Here is a 26,032-nt window from a genome sequence, read left to right on the forward strand (position 1 = left end):
TTTTATTCTCCTATAGACAATCGTCAAATTAGACAACCTTACAGTTACAATGTCATTTTATTAATACAGTCAATCTGCGATTTATAATTCATCTTAACCAAACGACGAAGTTGTCTCTCAGTAACAATTCGTTTGCCCCAATAATCTCCCAAACCAACTACTATCTTCTGCACTTCACCACAAAGTTTTAGCAAATTTAACATCTGAGTCACTCGCGCACGAGATGTTCCTAGTTTTTTGGCGAGTTGAGAGTACGAGGTAAGTTTATTTTCGTTGTAAAGGTTTGCCATTCTTTAACAAGGATGATTGGATAGCGGAAAGTCTTTTTTCTTTAGCTTTGCCGTCTGTTTTTCTTCCGAAAAACTACAAGTAAAAGTTCTGCCTATGGTTGGTGTAAACGGTGTGATAAAAGTCTATGAGTAAATAGGAAACGGCAGAGGAATGTTCTCCCCTCATTTACTCCATTTTGGTAAGTTGGAGTTTCAACAAATAATTCCAAGTTTATCGAATGGAGGGGAGAAGATGATAAAAATGGATATGTACGGTTATATCCGATTTGCTCATGGCAAGCTCGGAAAAAGTATCAACAGTATTCATCGAGAAACAAAAAAAGCACGAGAAACAATACGTAAAGCGATCAAAGGAATCGAACCAAAGTATCGTTTAACAAAGCCCAGAAGAAAATGGGTAATGGGACCTTACATGGAGATAATAACGAAGTGGTTAGAAGAAGATAAAAAGGTCCCAGTAAAACAAAGACATACAGCAAAAAAGATATATGACCGGCTGGTAGAGGAGTACAGCTTCAAAGGAGCAGAAAGAACAGTACGAAGTGCTGTAAGAGAAGTAAAAGAAAAGATAGGGATATTAAACAACGAATCGTTCATCCCTTCAGATCCAGAGAAAAGGCACGGGAGTGAAGTCGACTGGGGCGAAGCATACGTAGATATAAAAGGGAGCAGAGTAAAAGTATATATGTTCTGTATGCGCGCTAAATACTCTGGGAAAATATTCGTAAAACTGTATCCAACAATGGCACAAGAATGTTTCTTCAACGGTCATATCGAAGCGTTTGCATACTATGGCGGAGTATTCGACGAATTAGTATATGACAACTTAAAAGCAGCAGTACAAAAAGTACTGAGAGGTAGACAAAGAATAGAGCAACAATCATTCATATCATTCCGTTCATACTACTGTTTTTCTCCACAGTTTTGTAGCCCTGCAAAGGGCAATGAAAAAGGGGGCGTTGAGCAGTTAGTCAAATACGCCAGACGTAACTTTGTAACTCCAATACCAGAGTGCAACTCCTTAGAAGAAATAAATAATAAATTGTTAGAACAGTGCCTGGCGCATATCATGCGCCAGAAGAATAAAGAAAAAATAACGATAGGAGAGAAGTTCCAACAGGAGAAATCAAGGCTATTAAAGCTACCACACAGCCCTTACAACAACTACAAGCTAATCGAAAAACGAGTAGATAAATACCAGACAATAACGGTAGACCATAACAAATACTCTGCACCGTACGATTATGTAAATAAAAATGTAGTAGTTGAACTTGGTTTAAGCGACGTAAGAATCACCTACCAAAGCAAGTTGATAGCGAGGCATCAGAGAGTTTACCATCGTGGTTACTGGCAGCTAGATCCCTGGCATTACATGGAAATGTTGCGCAAAAAATCGCGAGCTTTTAAAAGCTCCAGGATACTAACAACTATCGAAGAAAAATGGAGTCCTGTAGTAAAAGAACTCTGGAATCAACAGAGACTGAAATACGGCGATGAAAAAGGAACAAAAGAGTTCATCGATAGCCTTCTGTTGTTTAAAAATAAAGACTACGGAGACATGATTAGTGTTATAGAACTTGCAATAGAAAACAATACTTTTTGCAAAGCAAGTATACAAAATCTTTATGATGCTCTTACAGAAAAAGAAATAGTAGCAGGAGAAGCTTCTGTCGACCATATCAAAGCGATAAAAGAATTCGACCTTCCACAACCAGATGTTAACAAGTTTGATCAACTGATGGAGGGACAAAATGCCAACTAAAACGAATCTTCAAGTTTTACTCAGAGAGCTGAAGTTAAAGGCGTTCCAAGAAAATTATGAACAATACATCTCTGGTAAAGTTAACCTTGAAAAAACCTTGTTAAAACTCTGCCAGTTAGAACGAGAAAAAAGGTTCAGTGCTAAAGTAAAACGACGAATAAAAGCAGCGACGTTTCCAAAAGTAAAAACTCAATCAATGCTTGACTACAAAAAAGCTCCAAAGTTACCAAAACAAAAAGTACAGGAGCTGTTTACTACTGAATTTATCAAGCAAAAGGAAAACGTTGTTCTTGTTGGCGATAGTGGAGGAGGAAAGACTCATCTAGCGATAGCCCTTGGTATCGAAGCTTGTCAGAAAGATATCTCTGTTAAGTTTTACACTGCAAGCCAGCTAGTTAACAAACTTCTGTCTGAATATAAAGAGGGACGAATCGAAAAGTTTATGATGAAACTTCGGAAATACGGACTTCTCATCATCGATGAACTGGGATATGTTCCCTTCTCAAAGAAAGGTGCAGAACTACTCTTCCAGGTGTTCTCTGACCGCTACGAAGCTGGATCTATCGTTGTTACCAGTAACTTGAACTTCAGTGAATGGACACAGGTGTTTATCGACAAGAAAATGACAACTGCTTTACTTGATCGACTTACACATAATGCAACCATCATCAAGTATAACTGAGGTAGTATACGCTTTAAACAAGCAATGAAGGGAAATAAAAAGAAGTAATTTTTGCGACCGTAAGGCTAATTACGTAGTCTCTTCGCTTATCAAACAACTCGCCTGCCTGCTTGCAGCGGGACGTAAACTTAGTCATGTTGTTTGCTGAAGCTACGAGCCAACTACATTACCTTACTCATCTTAAAACTTATGTTATCCTGTCTTCTCCCCACCTCCTGGGAAAATGAAGGAGGTGGGGATGAAGGGAAATGGGTATTTTTTTGTAAATTTTTGACGGTGTAGAACATTAAAAAGCCACGACCAAAGATTTTTAACTTGCCGTTACCAATAGTCGTATACGCGACTATTACTAGCGTTTTTTTATACTTGCTACTTTTATAAGAGTTATAATTATTGCTATAAAAATAGACACTTCAAACACAGGTGACGGAATCCACTTGGAAAAAAATATGAATGCATGAAAAAAAACGACAAAGAGTATGCAAGCTCCAATAATAGAAATCGTAACGGAAAGCACACCATGAGTATGGTGATTTATTTTTGAGTATACATCGCGTTTATCTCGGGCTATTTTTTCATACAATTCACTTATTTCTTCTTTGTTTTTTTGAGTTGTATCTAATTCATCTAATTTTTCTAGCTGCGACAAAGCAAGATTTGTATCTGCATTTTGAAATGCAAAATTCGCGTATTCTAGTCGCGCGGTAATCTCTCCTTGTATTGCTTCGACATTCTCTTGCCAAATTTCACTGGCGTTTTTAAAACCAAAAATACTTTCAATAAACATATCATAAAGATGAGCTTTCAATTTCTCTTTCTGTTTCTCTTGTCTTTTGGTAAAGAATGACTTTTTCTTGGTTTTGACTATCTCTGAGTTTAGATTTTTCATGCGTTCTAAGCAGTTGTCGAGATTGCTTTTTGCTTCATCACTTATTACGACACTTTCTTGGTTCGATAAAAAACTTTCTATCTCCATCTGAAATTCATCGACAGTTTGGTATCGTAGATGCGTATGCTTTGCCATGGCACGCTGGCATGTGTTTATTAAATTTTGAGGATTTTTACCATCAAATTTTGGCAGTGTACCACTCTGCGCTTCGAGCAATGTGTTCCATAAATTTTTGTTTTTGCGCGGAGCGCTTTTGTGCAAAATTTCATATAAGATTGCTCCTAAAAGATATATATCTGTTGTTGTTGATATATCTTTACCTCTTCCTTCGGCTAATTCAGGAGGCATATAACAAGGTGTTCCCATTGGTTCGCAAATGGAATCTTTGTAAAGGATACTAACCTTTTTTACATCGTTATCTACACTAACCGCAATGCCCCAACCGATAACAAGGACTTCACCGTAATTTCCTATTAACACATTTTCAGGCTTCAAATCACAATGAACAATTCCTTTACTATGTGCATATCGAACTGCGTTGCACACTTTTGTTAAAATACGAATATGAGCGCTAAGGTTGTATTGTTTTGATTTGTTTTTTTGCTCTTCTGTTTGCGGGTGCAACAATTGACTCCATGAGTAGCCTTCCAATAGTTTCATTACAAGTAAAGTCTGCCCCTGGGCGTTTTCTTCGATATTGTGGATCGGCAAAATGTTGGGATGTTCAAGATAAGCTGTCACTTGAGCCTCTGTCAGAACTTTGTTGTTATGAGATGTCGAGGGAATTTTTTTGATTGACACCTTTCTTTTTAATTTGTTTTGCCATGCCTGAGAGATGACGTCTGTCTGAGCATCGACCTGTTGTATATCCTGATCATTTTTTTGGAAGTTAATATCCGGAGATTCTAAACATAATGCTGTTGTTTTTTCGTTTGAAAACGTTTCGTCCGTTTGTGCTCCAACAGTCTTTTCTCCAGAAAAAGTTTGGTCAATATTTTTTATAACTAGAGTATTTTGCTCAGAGAATGTTTGGTGGGTAGGAAAGACTGTTATGTCATTTGAAAACGTCATATCGTTGGGTTTGTAAGTGTGACTTATTTTATCGCTGTCTAGTATTTTTTTATCAATAACTTTTGTCCATAGCGATTTAAATTCTAAATCATTCATCGTAGACCTCTACCAATTGTAAAAAGCTATCATTTGCCGTTTCTGTCTGTTTTCTGACCTGTTCGTCCTGCTGGGATATGCAAGGTGCTTAGAATTTCTCCAAATATTACAAAAAGTAACGACAAGAAAAAGTAACAAAGAAAGCGGGGAATCATCGTTATAATGGATAATACATTTTTTTGCGTTGTAAAATAAATACTCAGTTTGCCTGCTATTTTGTCTTGTATCTCTTTTATTTGTTTTCGCTGTTCAAGTGTCAAATTTTTAGAGTTTAGATTTTCCAATTGCGAAGTAACAAGACGAGCATCTCCGTTGCCAAGAGCAAATTTTGCATATTCTAAACGTGCTTGAATTTCACCTTGTATTGCCTCATTATTTTCACTCCAAAGTTTCAATGCATTTTTAAAACCAAAAATACTCTCTAAAAATAAGTCATTGACTAGCAGTTTGTCTTTGTTTTTTTCTTGTATTTTTTTTGTAGCCGTATCTATTTCTTCTTTTACTGTTCCGACAGCGAGTTTCCATCTTAGCCCTTTGATTTCATCTTTTAATTTGCTCATTTCACATTCGATATCTTCAAGGCGAACTTGGCTCTTATTTAGACAGCTTTTTGCCCGGTCACACATTCGTATACTTTCTTGATGTGACAAAAAGTTTTCGATGCGTTTCTTAAATTTATCAACATTGTCATATCGATACATCGTAAACTTTAACATCGCTTGACGACAAATGGAGTTAAGCAAAGCAGGTTTGCTATCCGAAAACTCAGGCATTTTTCCATGTTTGGCATCTAGTAACGTTAACCATAAGTTTTTACCCCGTCGCGGCGGTTTTTTGTATAAGATTTCGTATAAGATCCCTCCCAAAAGGTAGACATCTGTGGCATATGCGATATCTTTGCCTTGTCCTTGGGCTAGTTCAGGAGGCATATAACAAGGTGTTCCCATGGGGCTTTGTATACCATTCTTATGAAAAGTACGCATTTCTTGTACGTTTTCAGTTACCTCAACAGCTATTCCCCAATCCATTACCAAAACTTCACCATAGTCACCAATCATTACATTCTCAGGCTTCAAATCACAATGTACAATGCCTTTACTATGGGCATAACTAATCGCATCACACACATTAAGTAAAATTTGCAAATGCACATTAAGATCGTACGGCTTTGCTTTTTCTTTTTCTTCTGGTGTTTTTGGATATAAAAGTTGCTTCCACGACATGCCCTTTACTAACTTCATCGCAAGTAAAATTTCACCGTTTTCATTTTCCTCTATGTCATGAATCGGTACAATGTTTGGATGATCGAGATACGCAGTTACTAAAGATTCTGCCAAAAATTTGTTTTTTTGTGCTTCAGGCAACATTTTTTTTACGGCAACATCTCTACTAAGCTTAGATTGTCGAGCACAATAAATAACTCCCATCCCACCGCGATTGATTTCTTTGAAATCTTGATAGCCACTATTGCTGTCGACTCTAATTTGTTGCGACTGTGAAGCTAATGCAATAGTTTCTTCTTTAGAGAATGTTTCATTTTGCTGTGCAATGGTTTTATCTTCAGAGAAAGTATTGTTGGGGTTGTGCGGAGCAATTGTTTCACTACTTGAAAATGTTTCTGTTACTTTATCAGGAAAAACGGTTGTATCATTTGAAAATGCCATGTTCTTTGATTTATACGTGGTACTTATTTCATTACCTTTGAGTAGTTCAGTACTTACTACTTTTGTCCATAAGGATTTGAATTCCGAATCTTTCATTTTTCAACATATCTCCATCCTACATATACAGAAAGTTGTCTATTGTTTTACCAGGCTTCTTCTTCCCACATATCTGTATCTTCGTTTTGTCTTTTTTCTTCTGCTTTGATAGTCTCCTCAACCTGTTTAGGAGTTTTACCTTCAAGAAGGGTTTTTGTTTGTAGTTTTATCAAAGAAGGTCTTAATTTTTTGGCTTTTGACCCAAGTTGTTCTATTTCAGCAAGGGCAGAGAATCGTTGTTTGACATTTGGAGACTGGAGTTGTTCTAGCACGGCACTAGAGTTAATGGACTGGGCTAAAACATTTGAGAATGCTATAAGAACAAATAAAAACAATACGCTAAATTTTTTCATTATTTTTGCCTTTTGCTTACAGAAAATCCTATCACTTTACCACTACCACTCATTACCATGCTCATGTGTTATCTTTTATGTCTCTGTGGTTTCATTTTTTCCTTTACGCAACATAACCACCAAATTCGTGCAAATAATATTTGACTACCATATGAAATATAATAAGATATTTTATCTTTTTGTTAATATTAAACAAATCATTTTAATGTAAAAAATTAAACCTTGACTCAGTAGAGATAGGTGTTAAACATTGAAGTTTTTTTACTTTATTTTACCTTTCAAAACATCCTCTACATGAAGGATAATTTATGAAGACAATCGTTATCGCTTGCCTCCTATTTTCTCTCACAACCATGGCATATGCGTTCAAACCTAAAACACATGTTTATCTTGCTGAAATTGCAATTGAAGATGCTTTGGATGATGGCAAGGTGACAATCCACTATGTGGATTATGAAGGGAAAAAAATTGTTGGGGCTATTGGGGAGTATCCGGTATCTAGTGAAGTTCTCTACGCTTTGCGCAATCACGCGGCGCAGTACCGGGCAGGTGTTCTTGGCCCAGATGCTTATCCGGATATATTCACTGGGCAACAAGCTATTCATCCCAAATATGCCGGAAAATGGTTCGAGTATTTATGGTCTAGGGCTCAAAGCGCTGATCCTGCGGCAAAGGCTTTTGTCTTAGGCTATATGACTCATGGCGCCGGAGATATGTTTGGGCATACTTTTATTAACCATTTTTCAGGAGGGCCATTTAGTTTTGCAGAGTACAATGCAGTGAAACACTTTGTGGTAGAAAGCTGTGTGGCAAATAGGAACCCGCCTTTAAAAACCTATAATGCTAGCATTGCAGGTGTTGAAGACTTTATTTACCAAACCTTGATCAATGCCCATCCCGATTCTCATTTAAGAAAATATCTTCTCAAAGGAGAAGGAACAGATTTATCTTTGCCGCTTTATGCTTCAAAAACAAAAAGTTGGTTGGAAAGATATATTCAAGACTACTCTAACTGGATTCAAAAAAGAAATGAAGAGATTGATGGTCTGAAAAAGAAAAACCAAAGAGAGCGAGAAAAAATAATTCCCGATATATTTGCAATAACTTCACGGTTAGCAGAAATTGGCGTTCTCGAAGCTGATAAGTCTACTTTTATCAACGCGCGTATTCATGCTGTAAATTACGCTCGTGAATGGATAAAGGATATCGATCGCGGTTTGAAGGTGTGGCCAAAAGTTAGCCATGAAATTGCGACAGCACTTATGTTTGATCCTTCGGGAACCAACCTTGAAAAAGCGAAGAAAGTGGCGCAAGATTTTTTGCTAGACCATTATCTTTCGATGATTGGTGCTCCAGATGTCGTTGGCGACGTAATTCAAGAAGCACTAAAGCAAATAGCGGCTCTAATCGAGTTTATCATGGAAAAGGTTCCTGCTTTAAAAGTGATTTTGGCGGAACTAGAAAAAATAAAAAATGATTTTCTCAATTATCTTTGCAAAAAAGCCTTTGGAATGTCCGCCGAAGAGTATAGTAAATACCTCAAGTCTCCAGAGACGTATTTTAATGATGTCATCCATTTAGGACAAGGATCGGCTCGACCAACGTTGGGTGAGTTTTATAAAAATTATCTTCATTTAGCAAAAAGTAGTGATTATTTCGACTGGCAAAAATTTGCTCCGGCGTATAACACTGTCACTATTAGCAAACTCATTCTTCTTGATCAATCTACGATCAATCAACTACTGCAAGACTTAGGGACATATCGAAGATTGACCACAGCCAACATCATGCTTGGGTTTATCGAAAATCTAGATGCCGACAACCAGTGGGCATGCTGCACTTCGAAAATGGTTTTCGCACAAGATATGGAATTCTACCAGCGAATTTTTATGTTCCAAGCCGGAGAAACCAAAATAAATGTGCCCGTGCAAGATAGCTTAGACTTAAATCAATTTTTTGCAGGTAAATTCATTTATAAAGCAAATTCGAAAATCAAAGCTGGTGGAGGGTTCATCATAAAAGAGCAAAAGAAGGTTGTATTTAAAGCACCAGAGATAGAATTTACCCCAGGATTTGAAGTACAACCAGGATCTGAGTTATCAGCAGATCAATAGCTTTGCATATCTTAGATCTTACAACGAAAAATCGATAACGAACGTTGGTCGTAATTTTATTTGATATCGATTTTGGATTTTACCCCATTCTCGTGAAGAACAATATTTTATAACATTTACTATACAAAGGAATTATTCATGACAAAATGGATTTTATTATTCGTTACAGTCACCTCATTTCTTACAGCGCAATCGTTCACGCATGTAAACGTTCACAACCCAAATAGCAATAGTGGACTGGTTACTGTCAGTGGTACTGGTGCAGGATGGACCCATGCAGCGATAAAGTTACACTCTGGGCAAAGTAGTCGTGGAACTGGTATTTATGGTACTTATGGAAGTAATTCATGGTATTTTGGAAATCCGTATCGTTCTCATGATCGTTTTATCATTGGGCGTGTATCTGGTCGGGATTATAGAGAAGCTGCTGATTTTAACTATGCTCTCTTGACCGTTTTCAACAACGGAACATTAAGAGCAAAAGCCTTAGAGGTTGTAGGGCCGCATTTAAAGCTTGAGTATACTTCCGAAGGGTCTAAGATTCATAGTGCATTTGGAGCAAGTTCTCCGCGCAACATGATTTTGGATATAAATGGTGGAACAAGCTCCTCTGGCGCAATGATTTTTCGTACGCAAAGCAAAGAAAGAATGTATATTGACCGCGGTGGACTAGTAGGAATCGGCGTACGCCCTGCAGGAGGCTACATCTTAAAAGTTGGGGGAAATGCAAACTTTATGTACGGCGTCAAAGTGGGAGGAACAATCGAAGCGGGAAAACTAACTCTCAATGGTCTAAGTGCCGGTCGTACAGATGAAGGGACAGTGGTTTCTAGTGCATTTGGTGGTAGTTCTGCTCTTGATTTGATTTTCGATGTCACGGGTGGCACTAGCCAACATGGCGCCATGATTTTCCGTACACAGGGGGCCGACAGAATCAATATCAACCGTGGTGGAAATGTCGGTATTGGTACAAAGCCAACCAACGACAAACTAACGGTCGCTGGAAATGTCAACGCTTCTGGTAGTATTACCGCGGGTGGTCTACTCAAAGGCGGTAAATTAGAGCTTAATGGCTTTAACGCTGGACGTACTGCGGAAGGGACAGTGGTTTCTAGTGCATTTGGTGGTAGTTCTGCTCTTGATTTGATTTTCGATGTCACGGGTGGCACTAGCCAACATGGCGCCATGATTTTCAAAACCCAAGGGCAAACAAGAATGTATATCGATCGTGGTGGATTGGTTGGTATAGGAACTAAACCAACAAATAATGTGGCTTTAAACGTTGCGGGCAATGTCAAAATTTCCGGAAACATAGACAATGCGCAAATAAGTAAATTGCAAACAGATGTGAGTAATCTACAAGCTGGCTTTAGTTCTGTACCGACTTTTGTAAATGTCAATTCAGACACACAAAATAGTTCTCGTGGCATTCATTTTAATAAAAACAGTGTCACTACCGCGAAAATTTATTTCTATGGTAGCAAATACGATCCTAATTTTGATTATGAGGGTACAGACCCTCTAGAAGAAGAACTAGAAGAAGATCAGAAAAGTTATAAAAAACAAGAATATGTGGGTGTCTCAATCGATGGTAACGATATCATAAAAGCGCATCGTCATAAAGTGACGATCGCACAACCAACGGATGTAACAAGTAGCTTAACTGTTACAGGGACTCTTACTGTGGATAGTAACCTAACCGCGAATAAAATGATTATTGCCAAGTCAGATATAAAAACATCGAAATCAGTGATTGCTCCCATCGGAAGATTTGATAACTTATCAATAAACACATTTGGGTCTTCGAACTTGGGAGGTTATGTCGATGATTCGAATAATTTTATTTTGAGATTAGCTTCGAAAAACAAGTCTAATATCTACTTTTCGAAGATTGCAAGCGGAACTGGATACAACATGAAAATAGCTCATGACACAGATAAACTTGTGGTCACAGGCAAAGACCCGGAAAAAGCTACATTTGCAGTAGAAGGGAAGATCGAAGGGGCAAGTGTTACAAGTAAGTACGTCGCTTCGCCTCACCGTATGCATATTTCTGCAGAAGAACATCTTTTCTTACTAACCAAAAAACCAGAACATGCTGTAAAAATTGGTACGGAATGGGGAGGAAGCGGAGATCTTGATGTATATGGAAAACTGTCTGTGGGAAGTCGCATAAATGTAAATGGCAGCCTGTGTTCGACTAGTGCTTTTATCAAAGGTCAACTTCAGGCGCAAAGTGTTCTTGTCAAAGCCGCCGTACAATGGCCAGACTATGTTTTTGATGAAAACTACAAACTGACATCTCTAGAAGAATTGGAAAAGCAAATCAAAAAACAAAAACACCTTCCAGGAATTCCTTCAAAAGAAGATGTCAAAAAAGGTGTCGATGTGGGAAATTTGTCCGCCAGCTTACTGAAGAAAATTGAAGAGCTTACTCTTTACACCATTGAACAAGAAAAGAAAATGAAGCAGATGCGAAAGCAAATGCTAGAGATGCAACGTAAGTTAAACAAAATTTCAGAAAAATAAATACATTGTAAGAAATGAAGGCACCTTCATTTCTTACAAACTACAACAGGGAGTATATATCATGCGACACATGATACCTTTATGTGTTTTTTTCTTTGTCACCAGTATCTTCATATCCACTCAAGAAATCAAAAATTTTCCCAACTACGAACAACCTGACGGTTTTAGCTGTGGGCCAGCGTGCGCTTCTATGCTTTTAAAGTACTACAACATAAGTGCTGGAATTGGTCCTTTAAAAACAAAGGCTGATTCTCGCATTTTAGAAGAAGAAGGTTGGGGCTATACGACTCCTGATGATTTGGAAAAAGCAATTGAAGAGTATGATCTATCTGTCACTCGCAAAAAAGGAACCATTGCAGATTTAAAAAACAATGCGAAAAAAGGAATACCAACGATCGTTTTAGTGCGCTCTGGTGTGGCTATGTGGCATTACGTTGTTGTAATTGGCTACGATGAAATCAATGACGATTTCAAAATTTCCGACCCAGGTGGTACCGGAATCTATCATATCCGTGATTATTTATACAGTAACCTCTACACACCATCGGAAGCCTTAGAGTCTTGCTGGCGATACGAAACCGCAATGTGGGGAGAGGTAATTCCGGCACCAGTACAGTTAACTGTTTTAGGACTGATTGCGCTATTAAATACTCAAGCGCCGCAAAATACAATGATATATCCATCTTTTGCATGGCCCACAATAAATGAATTCAAAAATAAAGAAACGCCTTTTTCTTTTCCTGAAAATAAAATTTACGATACTATTTGCCACAAATCCTTCTATTTCCACATTGATGAAAGTGAATCGTCGATATTTGGGAAAACCGGTAACGAAACATGGTTACGAGATACCCAAACAGGAAATATGAAGGTAAAAAGAGTCAATCGCGTAGGAAATCACTACACTTTTGATATCCAACTTCCGGCCTACGCGTACTATGATCGAAAAACTTTTATTCGCGTCGGCGGCCCTAAAAAGGAAAACTGGAACATGGTATTCGTATCTTCATTTCGTTACAAATGTCTGGTAAAAGAGGGTAATATCATTGCCGGAGTTGTCGAAAATTTTAGTAGCGACCTCAAAACTAAAAATGGTCACGGTCATGATTCTTTCAAATTTGCAAGAACAGAAGTACAAAAGAAAATTGTCAACAAATTGTACACACATTCTGTGGCAGATTTTAGAAAAGAAGTGCTGAGTAAGTATCCCCAAGTTGTTGCAGAATGTTACCACAAGTATAACTTGATCCCCGACGATAAAGAATCTTACTTTAGGTCTCTCCTTGAAAAACATGGTGTAGACTACATTGATAACGAAATAAAAAAACGCCAGCAAACACCGCCATCGAAAATTACCCTACAAAATAAAACCGTTCACTCATTTGGTAAATTAGCTGCCGCAGATTCTATTACCATAAACTCTACAACTATGACAAAAGATGCACATGTAACCATTTCAGCTAAAACCGTTGAGTTACAACCAGGTACTAATCTACAACAAGGAAGTTTCGTTAAGATAACGCCTAAAAATTAAGAGGAGTATATCTAAAGTGAATGCAAAATTTTACATTGTCATGATCATTTTTATGATTTCCCTAAGCGCTGAATACGTGGGGCCCAATAAAACAATTACCAAAAAAATTCCCACTCACATGAAGTTGCAGCACAAAACCATTTCGAGTGGTCATCACCTAACTCTGGCAGCACAACAAACAGTAGAACTACTTCCAGGGGCAGCCGTTGCACCAGGCGGAAGTTTAGAAGTAAAAGTTTCCTCAAATATCCCCCGCGAAGTTTCCATTACCGGGCCAGTAGAACTATACGAAAATTCCAAAGCGCAATACAAAAGTACGGTAATCTTTCCAAATGGCCATAGTAAAGATATTACCAACAATTACAAGTGGCATGTTTCTCACAGTAACTACGCCAGCATCCACAACGGACTTCTTACCACCAAAGCAGTTAAACGCGACTTTTTTATTGATATTGTAATATCTACGGTATATGAAGGTTATCCTATTGAGGTTAGTTTCGAAGTCAAAATCCTAAAAGAAGCTTATACCTCTTTGCGCTTAGGATGGAGCCATGATGTCGACAAAGCCGCGCATATGGCCCAGGCAGATGGCCATAAAGTGATTCACGTTGACAATGGTTTAACAGCAGGTTCAGGACCAGACACTCCCTGGGTTTTACTCGGTGGCAAAAAAGCCCGAGTTGCTCCACATCAAAGAATTACCGGTATTGCGATTATTGGTGGCCCCGACGGAATTACTGGTCCTCCGGGTTACACTTATGTGGGAGATTTAAACAAAGGGTGTGGTTATGGTACAGCAGGTGTGTATCTTTACTACAAACATGGTTACCACAGCAATCCTGTCAGTGATTTAAAAATCATCAAATCAACAACGCCTCCACAAGGTTACTTTCTCATCAACGTAAATCTGAACTTTGGGTGCAATCGTTACATCGACAAGTTAGGAAGTAGTAATGACCAAGAGTATCACGGAGTAACGATGTACCTATCTGCACTGGGAGGGGAGTATTTTGTCGCAGAAACTTATGGAAAAGATAGCGACTATGCATACAGAAGAGTGGAAGGCTACATCAATCAACGCCTCGAAGTTCTGCAAAGAGAATTCAAAAAAGCCGAAAAGAAATTCATACAAATCAAAAATGACGCAGGCGCATTCTTTGACAAACTCGAGAATCTCAGTACCTATGAAACAACCAAATGGAAAGTTCGCGATCGCATCAGAAAAGGCGGTTGGCGCGTTGCCTGGGGACGAGAAGTTACGGAGGTGGATCTACTTGAAATTGCCGGCGCTATTGGGGCAGATGTCTATGGCGGAGGAGGGACAGCGACAATGTCCGTTCTCGAACAGATCGGACTCGAATCTATAGAAAAGCTTAGTGAAAATGTTGTCGATGAATTTAGCGGTTACTTTGAAGGCCAGCTAGAAAGCCTGATGGACGAAGTCACTGATTTCGCACAACAAATTATCCTCACTTTTTTCAAAGCGCTCATTGATGGAAAAAGCCCTGAAGATGCGATTGGTGATTTGGTCACTGCTTTAGAGAGAAAAGCACAAGAAGCAAAGGGGTTTAGGATTGAGTTTAAAGCCGGAGTGGCGGAATACTCGGGAAAAAACAAGGTAGCCGGTGTGACACTCAGTCCGACAATTTCCTGGCAACCTTACATCGCTGTGCGTTTAGTTCGACCTTAGTACATTCACTGACTATTATTATATTTCCAGGCTTTAGATGGCAATGAATAATAACTAATTTTCTTATTGTGTTTTTGTACCAAAACACAATAAGAAAAGGTTGGTGTTATTTTTGAAAGAAAGCAATTATGCTTTGTACTCCAGATAATTTAGAGACTGGATCAAAAATAATTTTTAATACTCTGCAATAGAGCCTTACCTTTTGTTGAAAAAAGAAATATTCCCGTTAGGTAAAAGGCTTGTAAGGAAAAAAATACAAAAACATGATACAGCATCATCCAAAATTTCTCTTTAAATCGATATTTTTTCGGCCAGACATTGTATATACGAAAATATAAATTGTAAAAAATAATGATGCTCAATATACCTATCAAAGGTCCTCCGAAGATTACTGTCAATGCAAGAATAGCTTGAGCTCCTTCTCCCCCAGTAGCAGAAACTAGCAAAACAAAGCATATTGTCAAAGCAGCGCAGAAGATAGCTACGGATAACACCATCGGTATAATAAAAAGTACCTGCTTCCACCATGGCTGTTTACACTTAACTATAAATTCTACGGTTTTTCCTGCGCCTATCGATGAAAATAGTGTGGTTATAACTAACATTATTATTTTGGATTGCAAAATTGATATTGTAAAAACATTGCTAATGATTTCAAATAATACAAGTATAGTGATAAAGGAAATAAGAGGACCTATCTGTGTAAGTACAATGGACAATCTTTTCGAAAAACTTACTTTGATCCATGTCCGGCTGTACAGTAACATCATAAATATGTAGAAAGTAATCGTTGCAATCCAAAAGAGAACAGTTGAGTATTTACCTAGTAGGATAGAGTATTTGCTTGCCCATATCGGCGAAACCCCCACGCATATGTAACATAAAAAGCTAGAGATAATTGTGTTAATCCATATGTTTGCTGTATGTTGCGTTTTTGCTTTTATCGCTTCTTCTGTCGACTTTGTTACGAAACAAATCATCACAGTTAATGGAATCATGAGATAATCAATATTTTCTATATCTTTTACGTTTACAAAAAAAGGTGCAATAATAATACTCGACATAAGTATAAATATGGATAAAATTCCAAATTGTGCGAATTTAACTACAATTGAAATTCCGAATTTAACGGCTTCCTTTTTACTAATTTTCTTCTGTAAAGCCTTCCTTTCTTTTGTTTCGTGTAAGTGTTCTATTTGAGTTTTTGCAATGCCAAAATCGTCATTTGCAATTGCTGATTTAGTATACAAGTTGTGTGCTTTTAACAGACTTTTTTGCGCATTTTCATTCTCTTGCCATAAGTTAATTGCTTGTTCAAAGCCAGTGATTGCTTTGGTGTACATCTCGTATAACTGTGTTTTTTTCATTCCCCGAGCTTTTTTATCGGTGCATTTTTCTAAAATTTTTTCCGCTTTTTGGGTGATGATTATGCTTTCGTAATGTTTGAAATAATCTTCTATTGCTATCCGGAATGAATTTACATTTTGCGGTCTTTGTGTAGCATTTTTCGCCAATGCTTGCTGACAAATTTTTATGAGTTCTTCGGGAATGGCCCTGTCAAATACAGGCATTTTACCTTTTTTGGCTGCCAGTAATGTAAGCCACAAACTTTTTTCTTTTCGCGGTGGTTTTTTATGCAAAATTTCATACAAAATTCCTCCCAGAAGATATATATCTGTTGCATACGAGATATCTTGTCCTCTTCCTTCTGCTAGTTCTGGAGACATATAACAAGGCGTCCCCATCGGTTCGGTGATGGAACTTTTGTGAAAAGTACGCTTGTCATCGATGTTGTCAGTTACATCAACAGCGATTCCCCAATCCATAACATAAATTTCCCCAAAGTCACCTATCATGATATTTTCAGGCTTTAGGTCACAATGCACAATACCTTTGCTGTGAGCGTAACTAATGGCATTACAAACATTGACTAAAATTTGCAAATGTGTTTGTTGACTGTATTTTTTGGCTTTTTCTTTTTCTTCTTCCGTTTTCGGATATAAAAGTTGTTTCCATGAAGTTCCCTTGACAAGTTTCATTGCTAAGAGAATTTCATCATTGTCATTTTGTTGGATATCATGTATTGGAACTATGTTTGGATGCTCTAAGTATGCACTGGCTAAGGATTCTGCTAGGAATTTATCCCTGTCAGTCCAAGCCCATTGACTTAAGCGTAAGTATATAGTATAAAATAATTTAAAACAGTAAAAGAAGAGATTATGAAAAAAAAGAGTAATAGATAAAAGTAAAGAACTATTAGAGTCAGAGCGTTTCAAAAAAATGCATCGTAAAAACGAAAAAGACTTTACAAGAGAAAGAAAACTACCTTTTTCAAGATTAATGGTATTCATGATACGTAAAAGCATAAAATCAATACAAAATAGGCTAAACGAATTCGTAAAAGACTTGCTTACAAATTTTACAACGGTAACCTCAGGAGCATATACAAAAGCAAGGAAAAAGCTGAATTATACAGCCTTTATAGAGTTAAATAAGCAAGCAGTAGTTGAAACATTGTATGAAGATGAAGACTACAGAAAATACAAAGGTTTTCGTCTATGTGCAATAGACGGATCAAAAGTAAGACTTCCAAATGAAAAAGAGATAGAAGAACATTTTGGCACAATAAGATATAAAAATAAAAACATAAGTGTAGAAGGATCACACGCATTTGCAACAGTGTCAGTACTTTATGATCTACTAAACGAAATCGCAATTGATAGCGAAATAGGACACTGTAAAAAAGATGAAGAGCTATTTGCTTACAAACACTTTCAACATGCAAATGAAAATGATCTCATTCTCTTCGACAGAGGTTATTGTTCATATACCCTGTTAGCACATTTATGTAAAAAAGGTATCAATTTTGTAGTTAGATGTCCTGTTAATTCTTTCTATCAAGCAAACAAAATGTTTAAGCAGAAAATTGAGAGCTGTATTACAACTATTGAACCTCCTGACGATAAAAAGAAATTAGTTAATGACCAGTCTCTACCATCGAAAATTTCTGTACGTTTTGTTCGTGTTATGCTTGATACAGGTGATGTTGAAGTCCTTGTTTCTTCCTTAGTGGATGAACAATTGTACCCCACTGATGATTTTAAAGAGCTTTATTGGTTTAGATGGGGTATAGAAACTTTCTTTGATCGCATTAAAAACCGTCTTGACCTTGAGAATTTCACTGGCAAAACTACTCTATCTGTTCAACAAGATTTCTATGCTACTATTTACATTAGTGGTCTTGAATCTATTCTTATTGAAGATGCTCAAGATATTCTTGATCAGAAAACTTCTAGCAATAAGTATCCTCAGCAGGTCAATAAATCCGTTTCTTTTAATACCATTAAAAACTACGCTCTTGATTTACTTTTTGAAAATGACTCTGATTTACTTTTTGAAAAACTTACTCAACTTTTTCTTTCTTCTCCTACTTGCATTCGAAAAGATCGCCCTCGACCCCGAGTTAAATCTCCTCGAAAACAAGTTAATTACTATAAAAGAAAACGAAAACCTACTTACTAGATTTTCTTAAGTCAATGGGCTTGCCCTGTCAGTCCCTGGTAGCATTTTTTTTATGGCAACATCTCTTTTTAACTTATTTTGCTGCGCTTCATAAATGATTCCCATTCCACCGCGATTTATCTCTTTAAAATTTTGATAGTCACTTTTGCTGTCGACGTTGATTTGTGACTGCAAAACCGGCGCAATAGTTTCTTCTTTTGAGAATGTTTTGTTTTGCTGTTGTAGGATGGTTTTGTCTTCCGAAAAAGTATTGCTGGAGTGAGGAGCAACTGTTTCACTGTTTGAGAATGTCTCTTCTACCACTTTATTAGGATCAACGGTTATGTCGTTGGAAAATGTCATCGTATTTGATCTATAGGTGCTTTGAGAAGAGTTTTTGTTTTGAGAATCTTCAATTATTTTAGACCATAATGACCGGAAGACATTATTATCCATAAGAACTCCTTTTCCACTTGTTTTGAATTTAGAACTTGATTATTAATTAGTTTTGATTACCTAAATAATTCGGTCATTAGCCCAAGGTTGTTAATCCTAATATCTTTAGAAGGCGTTCATTTAACAAGAAAACTGTTATCGAAAAAAAGATAAACACATGGTACAACATGGCGAAAAATTTTTCTTTAGTGTCATATTTTTCTGGCCAGACATTGTATATACGAAGATATACAACAAAAAAAATAGCAACACATGCTAAACTTGCTATAAGGAAGGCAACAAAATTTATTAGATCGGTATACCCACTTGAGCTCTGAGAGTATAAATATTCATGATGAAATTCATCTATGGCATAATAGAGTACCGCTGTAACCATGAGATTTATCAAAAAAAGTAAGGTTTTTAGCCATGGCTGCTTGTAATAGTTAAAGATATCTATTGTTTTTTGAGCATACCTAGATGACACAAATAAAATGACTGCAACGGATAAAGCGGCTATAACTTGAAGTAGACTTTCCAGCCCCAAATTTGGATGAAGTTGTTCAAATATTAGTTGTATAAAAGTATAAAGTATGAAGAGGGATATCTGTTGTACTACTAAGGATAGTCGTTGACGAAAATCTATTTTTACCCACAGATAACTGTAGCACAACATCAGAAAAGCATAAATAGCGATGGCAATAAGCGGAAAAGTTACAATATTGATACATATGTAACACAGAATGCTAGATACAATTGTATTTTGATGTACACTGCTAGAGGATTGAGTCTGGGCCTTTATTATTTCCTCTGTTGCTTTGACCACAAAAAAGATTATAAGTGGCGATACTAAAAGATTATCTGAGGTTTGACTTGAGAATATTGATTCTGCTATATAGCAAAATATCAATGTGGCAACGCATGAGAGTCCTATACTTAAGATTTTCATTAGTTTTGAATTAATAAATTTTGAAGTTTGCATTCTACCGATTTGATTATGTAATTTTTTTTCTTTGGCCTGTAAAAATTTTTTTTGGGTTTCGGCAATACCAATATCATCATTTGCAATAGCGGTTTTTATATATAAATTTCGCGCCTGTAGTAAATTTTGCTTGGCCGCCTCATTGTCTTGCCAAAGTTCAATCGCTTGTTCAAAGGTAGCGATTGACTTTGTGAACATTCGGTATACCTCTTCATGTTTCATCTCCGAAGCTTCTGCGCTTGTACACTCTTCTAAAATTTTTTCTGCCTCTTGAGCGATCACGATACTCTTATGGTGGCTTAAATAGTCCTCTATTGCTGTTTTAAATTCACCAACGTTTACATAACGATTGCTAATATTTTTAGCCAATGCTTGGCGACAAATATGTATTAATTCGTTGGGGAGCGTTTCATCAAAATGTGGCATTTGACCTTCTTTTGCCATAAATAGTATCTGCCATAAATCTTTACCTTTTCGAGGAGGTTCTTTATGCAAGATTTCATACAAAATTCCTCCCAGAAGGTATATATCTGTCGCTGGCGATATATCTTCTCCTCTTCCCTCAGCTAATTCCGGTGGCATGTAACAAGGTGTCCCCATAGGCGTTGTAATATCACTCTTGCAAAGAGTACGCTGTTCTTTTGTATTTTCATTGATGTCTACTGCGATTCCCCAGTCCATCACCAAAACTTCGCCAAAGTCACCGATCATTATATTTTCTGGCTTTAAATCACAATGCACAATTCCTTTACTATGCGCGTAATCGATCGCATTGCATACTGTCATCAGAATTTGCAAATGTGCTTGCTGGTCATATTGTGTGGCTTTCTCATTTTCTTCTTGCGTTTTCGGGTAGAGAATTTGTTTCCAAGACAATCCCTTTACCAACTTCATCGCAAGTAAGATTTCATCGTTTTCGTTTTGTTCCATGTCGTGGACAGGTACTATATTAGGATGCTCCAGGTAAGCCGTTACCAAAGACTCTGCCAAAAACTTCTCTTTTGGTGCATTAGCAAGCATTTTTTTTATGGCTATTTTTCTTTTTAACTTACTTTGTTGCGCTTCGTAAATAATGCCCATCCCACCACGATTAATTTCTCGAAAATTCTGATAATCGCTTTTGCAGTTGAGGTTGATTTGTTGCGATTGCGAAACTGGCGCAATCGTTTCTTCTTTTGAGAATGTTGCGTTTTGCTGTTGTGCAATGGTGTTTTCTTCGGAGAAAGTATGGCTGGAGTTATGCGGAGCAACTGTTTCACTACTTGAGAATGTCTCTGCTGCTATATCATCAGGAAGCATGGTTATGTCATTAGAGAATGACATGTTATTCGATTTATATGTGGCACTTACTTCATTGCTTTTGAGTAGTTCAGCACCGACTACTTTTGTCCATAGGGATTTGAATTCCGAATTTTTCATTTTTTACTCGTTTTTATATCGATAAATACAATAAAATTTTTGAGAGTCATTTGTTTTGAATTATGGTTTTGACGGAACTATTGCGTGTTGTTTTTTTCACCTAAAACGACAGCTACTAATTCTTTGAAGTGATCTGACAGTTCCTTATTGCTACGAATCTTGCGAATAGGGTCATCGTGCTCCATACTGTACTCCTTCGTTTACTTACATTATAACACTTTCTGGAAAAAGTGGCACACCCTCGACAACCTCACCGCTTTCTTTGATTTCCCTTGCGAGGTGCGCAAGATCATGTATACTACTAATATCATCGAAAGTTTGAACAGCAACATCCGCAAGGTTACTAGGGGTAAAAAAATCTTTCCTCATGACCAGGCGGTTCTCAAATCTGTATACCTAGGTGTCCAGCAGGCGAAAACTAAGTGGACGATGCCTATCCATAATTGGCCTCTCATCCTCCAACAACTTGTTATCATGTTTCCTGATCGCCTAGGTATAGAAATGTAATGTCCACAGTTCGTGGTACATTCCCAATAATTACTGCAATAGAGGTTATGAAATCCATAACTTGTGAATATCTCTCAAGCTTCATTTTGTGTTGTGGTGAAGCGTTGTTTAAATTATTTTCTGACTTAATCATTCATGGTGATTTAAATTAAGTAGAAGTCTCTAACATTTGTTAGAGACTTCTACTTAAAATCTAACAAAACTAAATACTATAGAGTAACGCATCTATTAAAACCGTCTACTTATCATCGCTGGATTTATATATACTCTCTATCTTTATTATGTGCTCACTTTTCTATTCTTTATACTTTTGCCAAACTGGTACATACTCTATATCTTCGGATTTACTCAAGTACTCCATTTGTATACGAATATCACTTGCTGATATTTTAGTTTCTTCGAAAAAAACTTCAAATACACCATTCGTTTCTTCAGCTTTAACATCCATAGAATCAAGAATCGATTTGAATGAGTCAATCTCTGGAGCATTTGATTCGAGAACAACTTCCGTTTTTGTTTTATTTACTTTTTTCATTATCTTAAATTTTACAGAACTTGTGTATTCAGATTTTCGCTCATACACAGTAGCTAAAATTTGAAGTTGTTCCATGGTTTTTTCTAACATAGGTGGTACCTCTGCTTTTTCCTTTATTAATCTCAAAAGAGATTGTTCAAAGAATGGTGGAAATGTTTTTCCGAACGATTGACGTATATCTACAGTGTCACTACCTGTATTTATACTCTCATACTCTTTCTTTATCATTTCCCCGTCAGGAAGTTGCTTCAAGGATTGCTGAGTTATATACTGACCAGAAATAGGATAAAACAAATGGATGTATTGTTTTAGTAACTCTTTTTTTATGCTAAGTTTATCAAGAAGTGGACGTACTTCTTCCAACCAGTTGCTTCTTTTTTGATTACGAAGAACTTTTATTTCTTCGAATAACTTTCCCTGAAAACCGGAACTTTCTTTATTTACACCAAATTTTATCGTTACATTTTTTTTAGGACGCTTAATTTTTAAGTCACTGGCGAATTCAATTTTATTTCTTGCTTCAACAGTTACTTCAGCGTCATTAGGAAGAGCTACTTCAAATTTTACATTTTCCTTACTGCGTACAACTAATCTAGAACCTTGGTTTAAGTCATTTGAATATAATTTTATAAACTTTCCAAGGATCACACTTCCATCACTTTCAATAGATTCTTTGAGTGATTCTGGATACAAGATGTTCCCGCCATACTTTGAAGTAAATCTTTTAGATATTTTATCAAAAAAGTAATTTTTTAAATTTGCTCCTTTTTCCCAATTATTTTTAATAAAAGAACTAGGTTCTCCCATTAAGTTGTCGTGTTTGTAATGAAACGATAGTAATTCTTCAAGAGCAAGTTTCAACGCCTGTAGTTTTTGTACTTCTTGACCTTGTTGTTCACCTTCTTGCATTTCCCCACTATTTAGTTTTGACTCGTTACATTTTATGGCTATACGAAGAAAAACTTCCACTTCGCCAACCTTTTTAGTTCGGTAGTTGTTTCCTGTACCTCCACCAGTATCATACTTATAAGTCCATTTTTCGTAGCATAGTATTTTATCAAATTCGAAAAGACCAATATCTTCGCCCTGGTGTATATAATGGGGAAGTAAGTCTTGTATAGGAGGTAGTGAAACCGAATCTATTTCTGTATTATTGTCCCAGTTTTCTGTTTCCTTAATTTGAAATGCATCTTCAGAGGTGATCGCTACATAACTTTTATAGTCTCTTGGTTCTTCCTTGAAGGGAGATTCCCATAAATCATCGAACGACGTTAAACTTTTGGATTTTAACTCATTATAAGTACTCATGTAGTCTTCAAAACGCTCCATAAGAAATTGGTCTGTAGGAAAGAGATCTAGAAGTTTTTTATACTGGTCTCCAGTATACATTATTCGATATAAACCATCTGTTGTTGTATTTTCGAGATAGTGGTACGGCCAGTTATTAACTGCTCTAATGAAGTATTCTGCACCATCAGACCATGCTTTTAAATTTATTGGTAAGAGTGGCGCAATCGGTGGAAAGATATTTAGATGTTTTTTTTGATGGTTGTCAAAAAGTTGATTTAATAGTGATAGTTGCTTCCAATTAAAATAGCCAAGGTTTTTTAGTTGAGTTTCAAGACTTTTACGTTTTTGGATTTGCTTTTTTAAATCTTCAATTTGTTTTTGGGAATATTCTGAATCAGAGTTTTTACTCAACCTCTCTTCTAATTTTTTTTCTAATTCTTCGGTTGTCGAGCCGTCTTCTAATTTTTTGGCAATTTCTAGTGGACGCTTTAACAAATTGGACCATACGTAGAAAAATATTGCTGACAGCCTTACTTGTGTCATAAGTGTTTGATCGCTTTCCTGTTCTCCTAGCGATTGGTTTTCACTTAGAAACTCAGTAAGATTTAAAAAATTTTGAAGTTGTTCATAATCATTATTATTAATCGCCTCCTGTAACTTAGCCAAATTTTGAGTGTAAACAGATTGTGTTGATCTCGTTACTGCATGTTCAGACGAAAGTGAAAAAAAACCGTTCAAGTCTTTAATAAATATTTGTTCAGCGTTTTTATACTCCTCATCTTCGATATCGGGAAGTTTGCGGGTAGACAAATCCCCATATTTAGTATAGACTTCAAACGTGTGCTCCTCTTGCTTTATTTTTTTTATATCGAGACCTAACTGTTGTATTTCATTAGATATATCTTCATTCAGTACCTTTAGGTCATTGCGTATATCATTTAAAGTCTCCATCATTTTTTTCTGATTGATTATTATGTCATGAAGGAGATCGTAACTTTTAGATGTTAAACTGTATATTTCTGCCAGTTTTTTATCTACGCGGTCAAAACGCAAATGCATATCTTTACTTACATCTGCTAGCTGTTTACTCAACTTTCCAAATTGTTCCATCACTATTTGGTGTTCACTCGGTTGCTCGTTAAACATATTGACAATTTCCAAAGCAACTGCTAAGTAATTACCACTCGCAACCAAAGTCGCTGCACTAAAAAGATTTACTTTGTTTGCTTTTTTCCCAGTTGTATTCTCTGTGAAAATATCAGTGATGCTAGGTTCAAAAACTTGAGCTAACTTTCGTGTAGCAACCATTGCCTTAATAGAAGCAGACCCAAATTTTTGAATATCTCTGGCTAATTTTTTTTCTTTCTCACCCCCTCTATTTAAAATTGTCGAAGTTAAGAATATTATGGTTTTTTTCGTTTCCATAGATGTAATAAATTGTTGTTCTTCTTGCTCTCTTTTTGCTACTATTGAAGCTAAAAGTGCTTCATCTTCTTGGCGTTTCTTTTCTAATTCTAATTCTTCTTTCTTTTTTTTCCAAAGAAATTCCACCATTGATTTGGTTTCTTTTATATCCTTTGTATTTTCTATTTGTTGCTTCCTTATCGCTTCTATTTCGGCTTTTTGTTCTGTCATTGCTTTATCTAGGTGATCTCGTATTTTTTGGCCTTCACGTATAACCTGATCTCCCACCTCTGCGATAACTTTTTGTGCTAGTGCCTGGTTGTGATTTTTTAAATCATCAACCATTGCCTCAGCATCTTCTCTGCTTAAACCTATTGTTTGTTGAATGACAGTAACTGGTGGGCTATCATGACTGAATCCTTGTCTTTTTTCTTCGTCTTTTGCTAATGCTGTATCCCCATTTTTTTCAGTTTCATCACAAAGTTGTTCAACTTCTTTCTCCATCTTTTCTTCAAAAAATTTTAATTTTGCTTCTGCAGGTTGAACCCCCTCTCTTTCGTGTAACTCTTGAGCCATTTCAGCTCCGATTTCAACGCCTGAGGCAATAAGCCCAGCAGTGGAAGCGCGTCCTATGTATTTATAACCTTTTTGACTAAGATGTTTTTCTAATTTGGGATTAAGTACGGATTTGTCATTTTTTCCTTTAATAGAAGCAGCTTTTTTTATTGCCCCTGCAACGTTTCCCATGTTACTAACAGCATTTGCTGTTCCTTTTACGTAACCGATGATTTCTCTTTCTTTGTATCTTTTACTAACTTTTTTTCTTTGTTCTGTTGCGAAAGCTGACCACATGGTTACCTTCTGAGTACGCTTCACTTCCCTACCGGAAGGATCATATTTTAGACTTTTATCAATCTCTCTGCTTACACGTTTGTATACGGGATGTTTTTTGGCTTCTGCATCTGTTGTTATGTTATATTGTCTTTTAATCTCCTTCCTTGTGGCATTTAGAGCCTCTTTTTTCACGTTATGTTTTGTTAGAGTTGTCATCGTATGATCATTTGGTCTAGATGCTGCAGTAACATATACATCTCTTTGTACATCTTTTTGATCTTGTTGGGAAAACAAATGACATGAAAACAGGCAAATAATAACCATATATCGAAATTTATTCATAAAAGCACCTTTG

The 26,032-nt window shown here is 36.6% G+C and carries 16 protein-coding genes; 8 read left to right on the forward strand and 8 right to left on the reverse strand.

From position 1 onward, the window contains the following. Positions 1-44 precede the first annotated feature (44 nt). Positions 45-290, reverse strand: a complete 246-nt coding sequence (locus tag UABAM_RS34340) for a hypothetical protein (protein WP_449254487.1) — start codon at positions 288-290, stop codon at positions 45-47. A gap of 232 nt (positions 291-522) precedes the next feature. Here UABAM_RS34340 and istA point away from each other — a divergent pair, with 232 nt between their 5' ends. Both istA and istB read left to right on the forward strand, forming a co-directional pair. Beyond that, positions 523-2,052, forward strand: coding sequence for an IS21 family transposase (gene istA, locus UABAM_RS22495; RefSeq protein ID WP_173013502.1), 1,530 nt, complete (start codon positions 523-525; stop codon positions 2,050-2,052). Next, positions 2,042-2,734: an IS21-like element helper ATPase IstB gene (istB, locus tag UABAM_RS22500; RefSeq protein WP_151970244.1), complete on the forward strand. Its 693-nt coding sequence runs from the start codon at positions 2,042-2,044 to the stop codon at positions 2,732-2,734. The genes istA and istB overlap by 11 nt, the downstream gene beginning before the upstream one ends. Positions 2,735-3,083: 349 nt before the next feature. Here istB and UABAM_RS22505 read toward each other — a convergent pair whose 3' ends face one another. Genes UABAM_RS22505 through UABAM_RS22515 form a run of 3 tightly spaced genes read right to left on the reverse strand, consistent with a single transcriptional unit; the run spans position 3,084 to position 6,903 of the window. After that, the gene (locus tag UABAM_RS22505) at positions 3,084-4,790 is read right to left on the reverse strand and encodes a serine/threonine-protein kinase (RefSeq protein WP_151970245.1); all 1,707 of its coding nucleotides are present in this window, start codon (positions 4,788-4,790) and stop codon (positions 3,084-3,086) included. A 29-nt stretch (positions 4,791-4,819) separates the two neighbouring features. Beyond that, a complete protein-coding gene (locus UABAM_RS22510) occupies positions 4,820-6,550 on the reverse strand; it encodes a serine/threonine-protein kinase (RefSeq protein WP_151970246.1) in 1,731 nt (576 codons plus the stop codon). 47 nt (positions 6,551-6,597) lie between these two features. Next, the gene (locus UABAM_RS22515; protein WP_151970247.1) at positions 6,598-6,903 is read right to left on the reverse strand and encodes a hypothetical protein; all 306 of its coding nucleotides are present in this window, start codon (positions 6,901-6,903) and stop codon (positions 6,598-6,600) included. A gap of 308 nt (positions 6,904-7,211) precedes the next feature. On the opposite strand from UABAM_RS22515, the gene UABAM_RS22520 reads away from it, so the two are divergent. From UABAM_RS22520 to UABAM_RS22535, 4 genes are all read left to right on the forward strand, one after another. Further along, complete coding sequence (locus tag UABAM_RS22520; protein WP_151970248.1) at positions 7,212-9,017, forward strand: zinc dependent phospholipase C family protein; 1,806 nt, start codon at positions 7,212-7,214, stop codon at positions 9,015-9,017. Between the two features lie 138 nt (positions 9,018-9,155). Then, complete coding sequence (locus UABAM_RS22525; protein ID WP_151970249.1) at positions 9,156-11,546, forward strand: autotransporter outer membrane beta-barrel domain-containing protein; 2,391 nt, start codon at positions 9,156-9,158, stop codon at positions 11,544-11,546. Between the two features lie 61 nt (positions 11,547-11,607). Next, entirely contained in the window at positions 11,608-13,080 is a 1,473-nt protein-coding gene (locus tag UABAM_RS22530) for a C39 family peptidase (protein ID WP_151970250.1), read from the forward strand. A 16-nt stretch (positions 13,081-13,096) separates the two neighbouring features. After that, on the forward strand, positions 13,097-14,770 hold the full coding sequence (locus UABAM_RS22535; RefSeq protein WP_151970251.1) for a hypothetical protein: 1,674 nt from the start codon (positions 13,097-13,099) through the stop codon (positions 14,768-14,770). A 161-nt stretch (positions 14,771-14,931) separates the two neighbouring features. Here the strand turns inward: UABAM_RS22535 and UABAM_RS22540 are convergent, their stop codons facing one another. Further along, positions 14,932-17,121, reverse strand: coding sequence for a serine/threonine-protein kinase (locus tag UABAM_RS22540; RefSeq protein ID WP_229759296.1), 2,190 nt, complete (start codon positions 17,119-17,121; stop codon positions 14,932-14,934). On the opposite strand from UABAM_RS22540, the gene UABAM_RS22545 reads away from it, so the two are divergent. Further along, positions 17,006-18,292 (forward strand): IS4 family transposase, encoded by a 1,287-nt coding sequence (locus tag UABAM_RS22545; RefSeq protein ID WP_261344000.1) that lies wholly within the window; start codon positions 17,006-17,008, stop codon positions 18,290-18,292. The two genes, UABAM_RS22540 and UABAM_RS22545, sit on opposite strands and share 116 nt — an antisense overlap. A 6-nt stretch (positions 18,293-18,298) precedes the next feature. On the opposite strand, the gene UABAM_RS22550 is transcribed toward UABAM_RS22545, so the two are convergent. Both UABAM_RS22550 and UABAM_RS22555 read right to left on the reverse strand, forming a co-directional pair. Then, positions 18,299-18,727 (reverse strand): hypothetical protein, encoded by a 429-nt coding sequence (locus UABAM_RS22550; protein WP_151970253.1) that lies wholly within the window; start codon positions 18,725-18,727, stop codon positions 18,299-18,301. A gap of 76 nt (positions 18,728-18,803) precedes the next feature. Next, positions 18,804-21,107: a protein kinase domain-containing protein gene (locus UABAM_RS22555; protein ID WP_151970254.1), complete on the reverse strand. Its 2,304-nt coding sequence runs from the start codon at positions 21,105-21,107 to the stop codon at positions 18,804-18,806. Positions 21,108-21,266: 159 nt separating this feature from the next. Here UABAM_RS22555 and UABAM_RS34020 point away from each other — a divergent pair, with 159 nt between their 5' ends. Continuing rightward, complete coding sequence (locus tag UABAM_RS34020) at positions 21,267-21,614, forward strand: transposase (RefSeq protein ID WP_173013504.1); 348 nt, start codon at positions 21,267-21,269, stop codon at positions 21,612-21,614. A 295-nt stretch (positions 21,615-21,909) separates the two neighbouring features. Here UABAM_RS34020 and UABAM_RS22565 read toward each other — a convergent pair whose 3' ends face one another. Continuing rightward, positions 21,910-26,019 carry a hypothetical protein gene (locus UABAM_RS22565; protein WP_151970256.1) on the reverse strand — a complete coding sequence of 1,370 codons (4,110 nt, stop codon included), beginning with the start codon at positions 26,017-26,019 and terminating at the stop codon, positions 21,910-21,912. Between the last annotated feature and the right edge of the window lie 13 nt (positions 26,020-26,032).

The organism is Candidatus Uabimicrobium amorphum (assembly GCF_009002475.1).
GTDB classification, from domain to species: domain Bacteria; phylum Planctomycetota; class Uabimicrobiia; order Uabimicrobiales; family Uabimicrobiaceae; genus Uabimicrobium; species Uabimicrobium amorphum.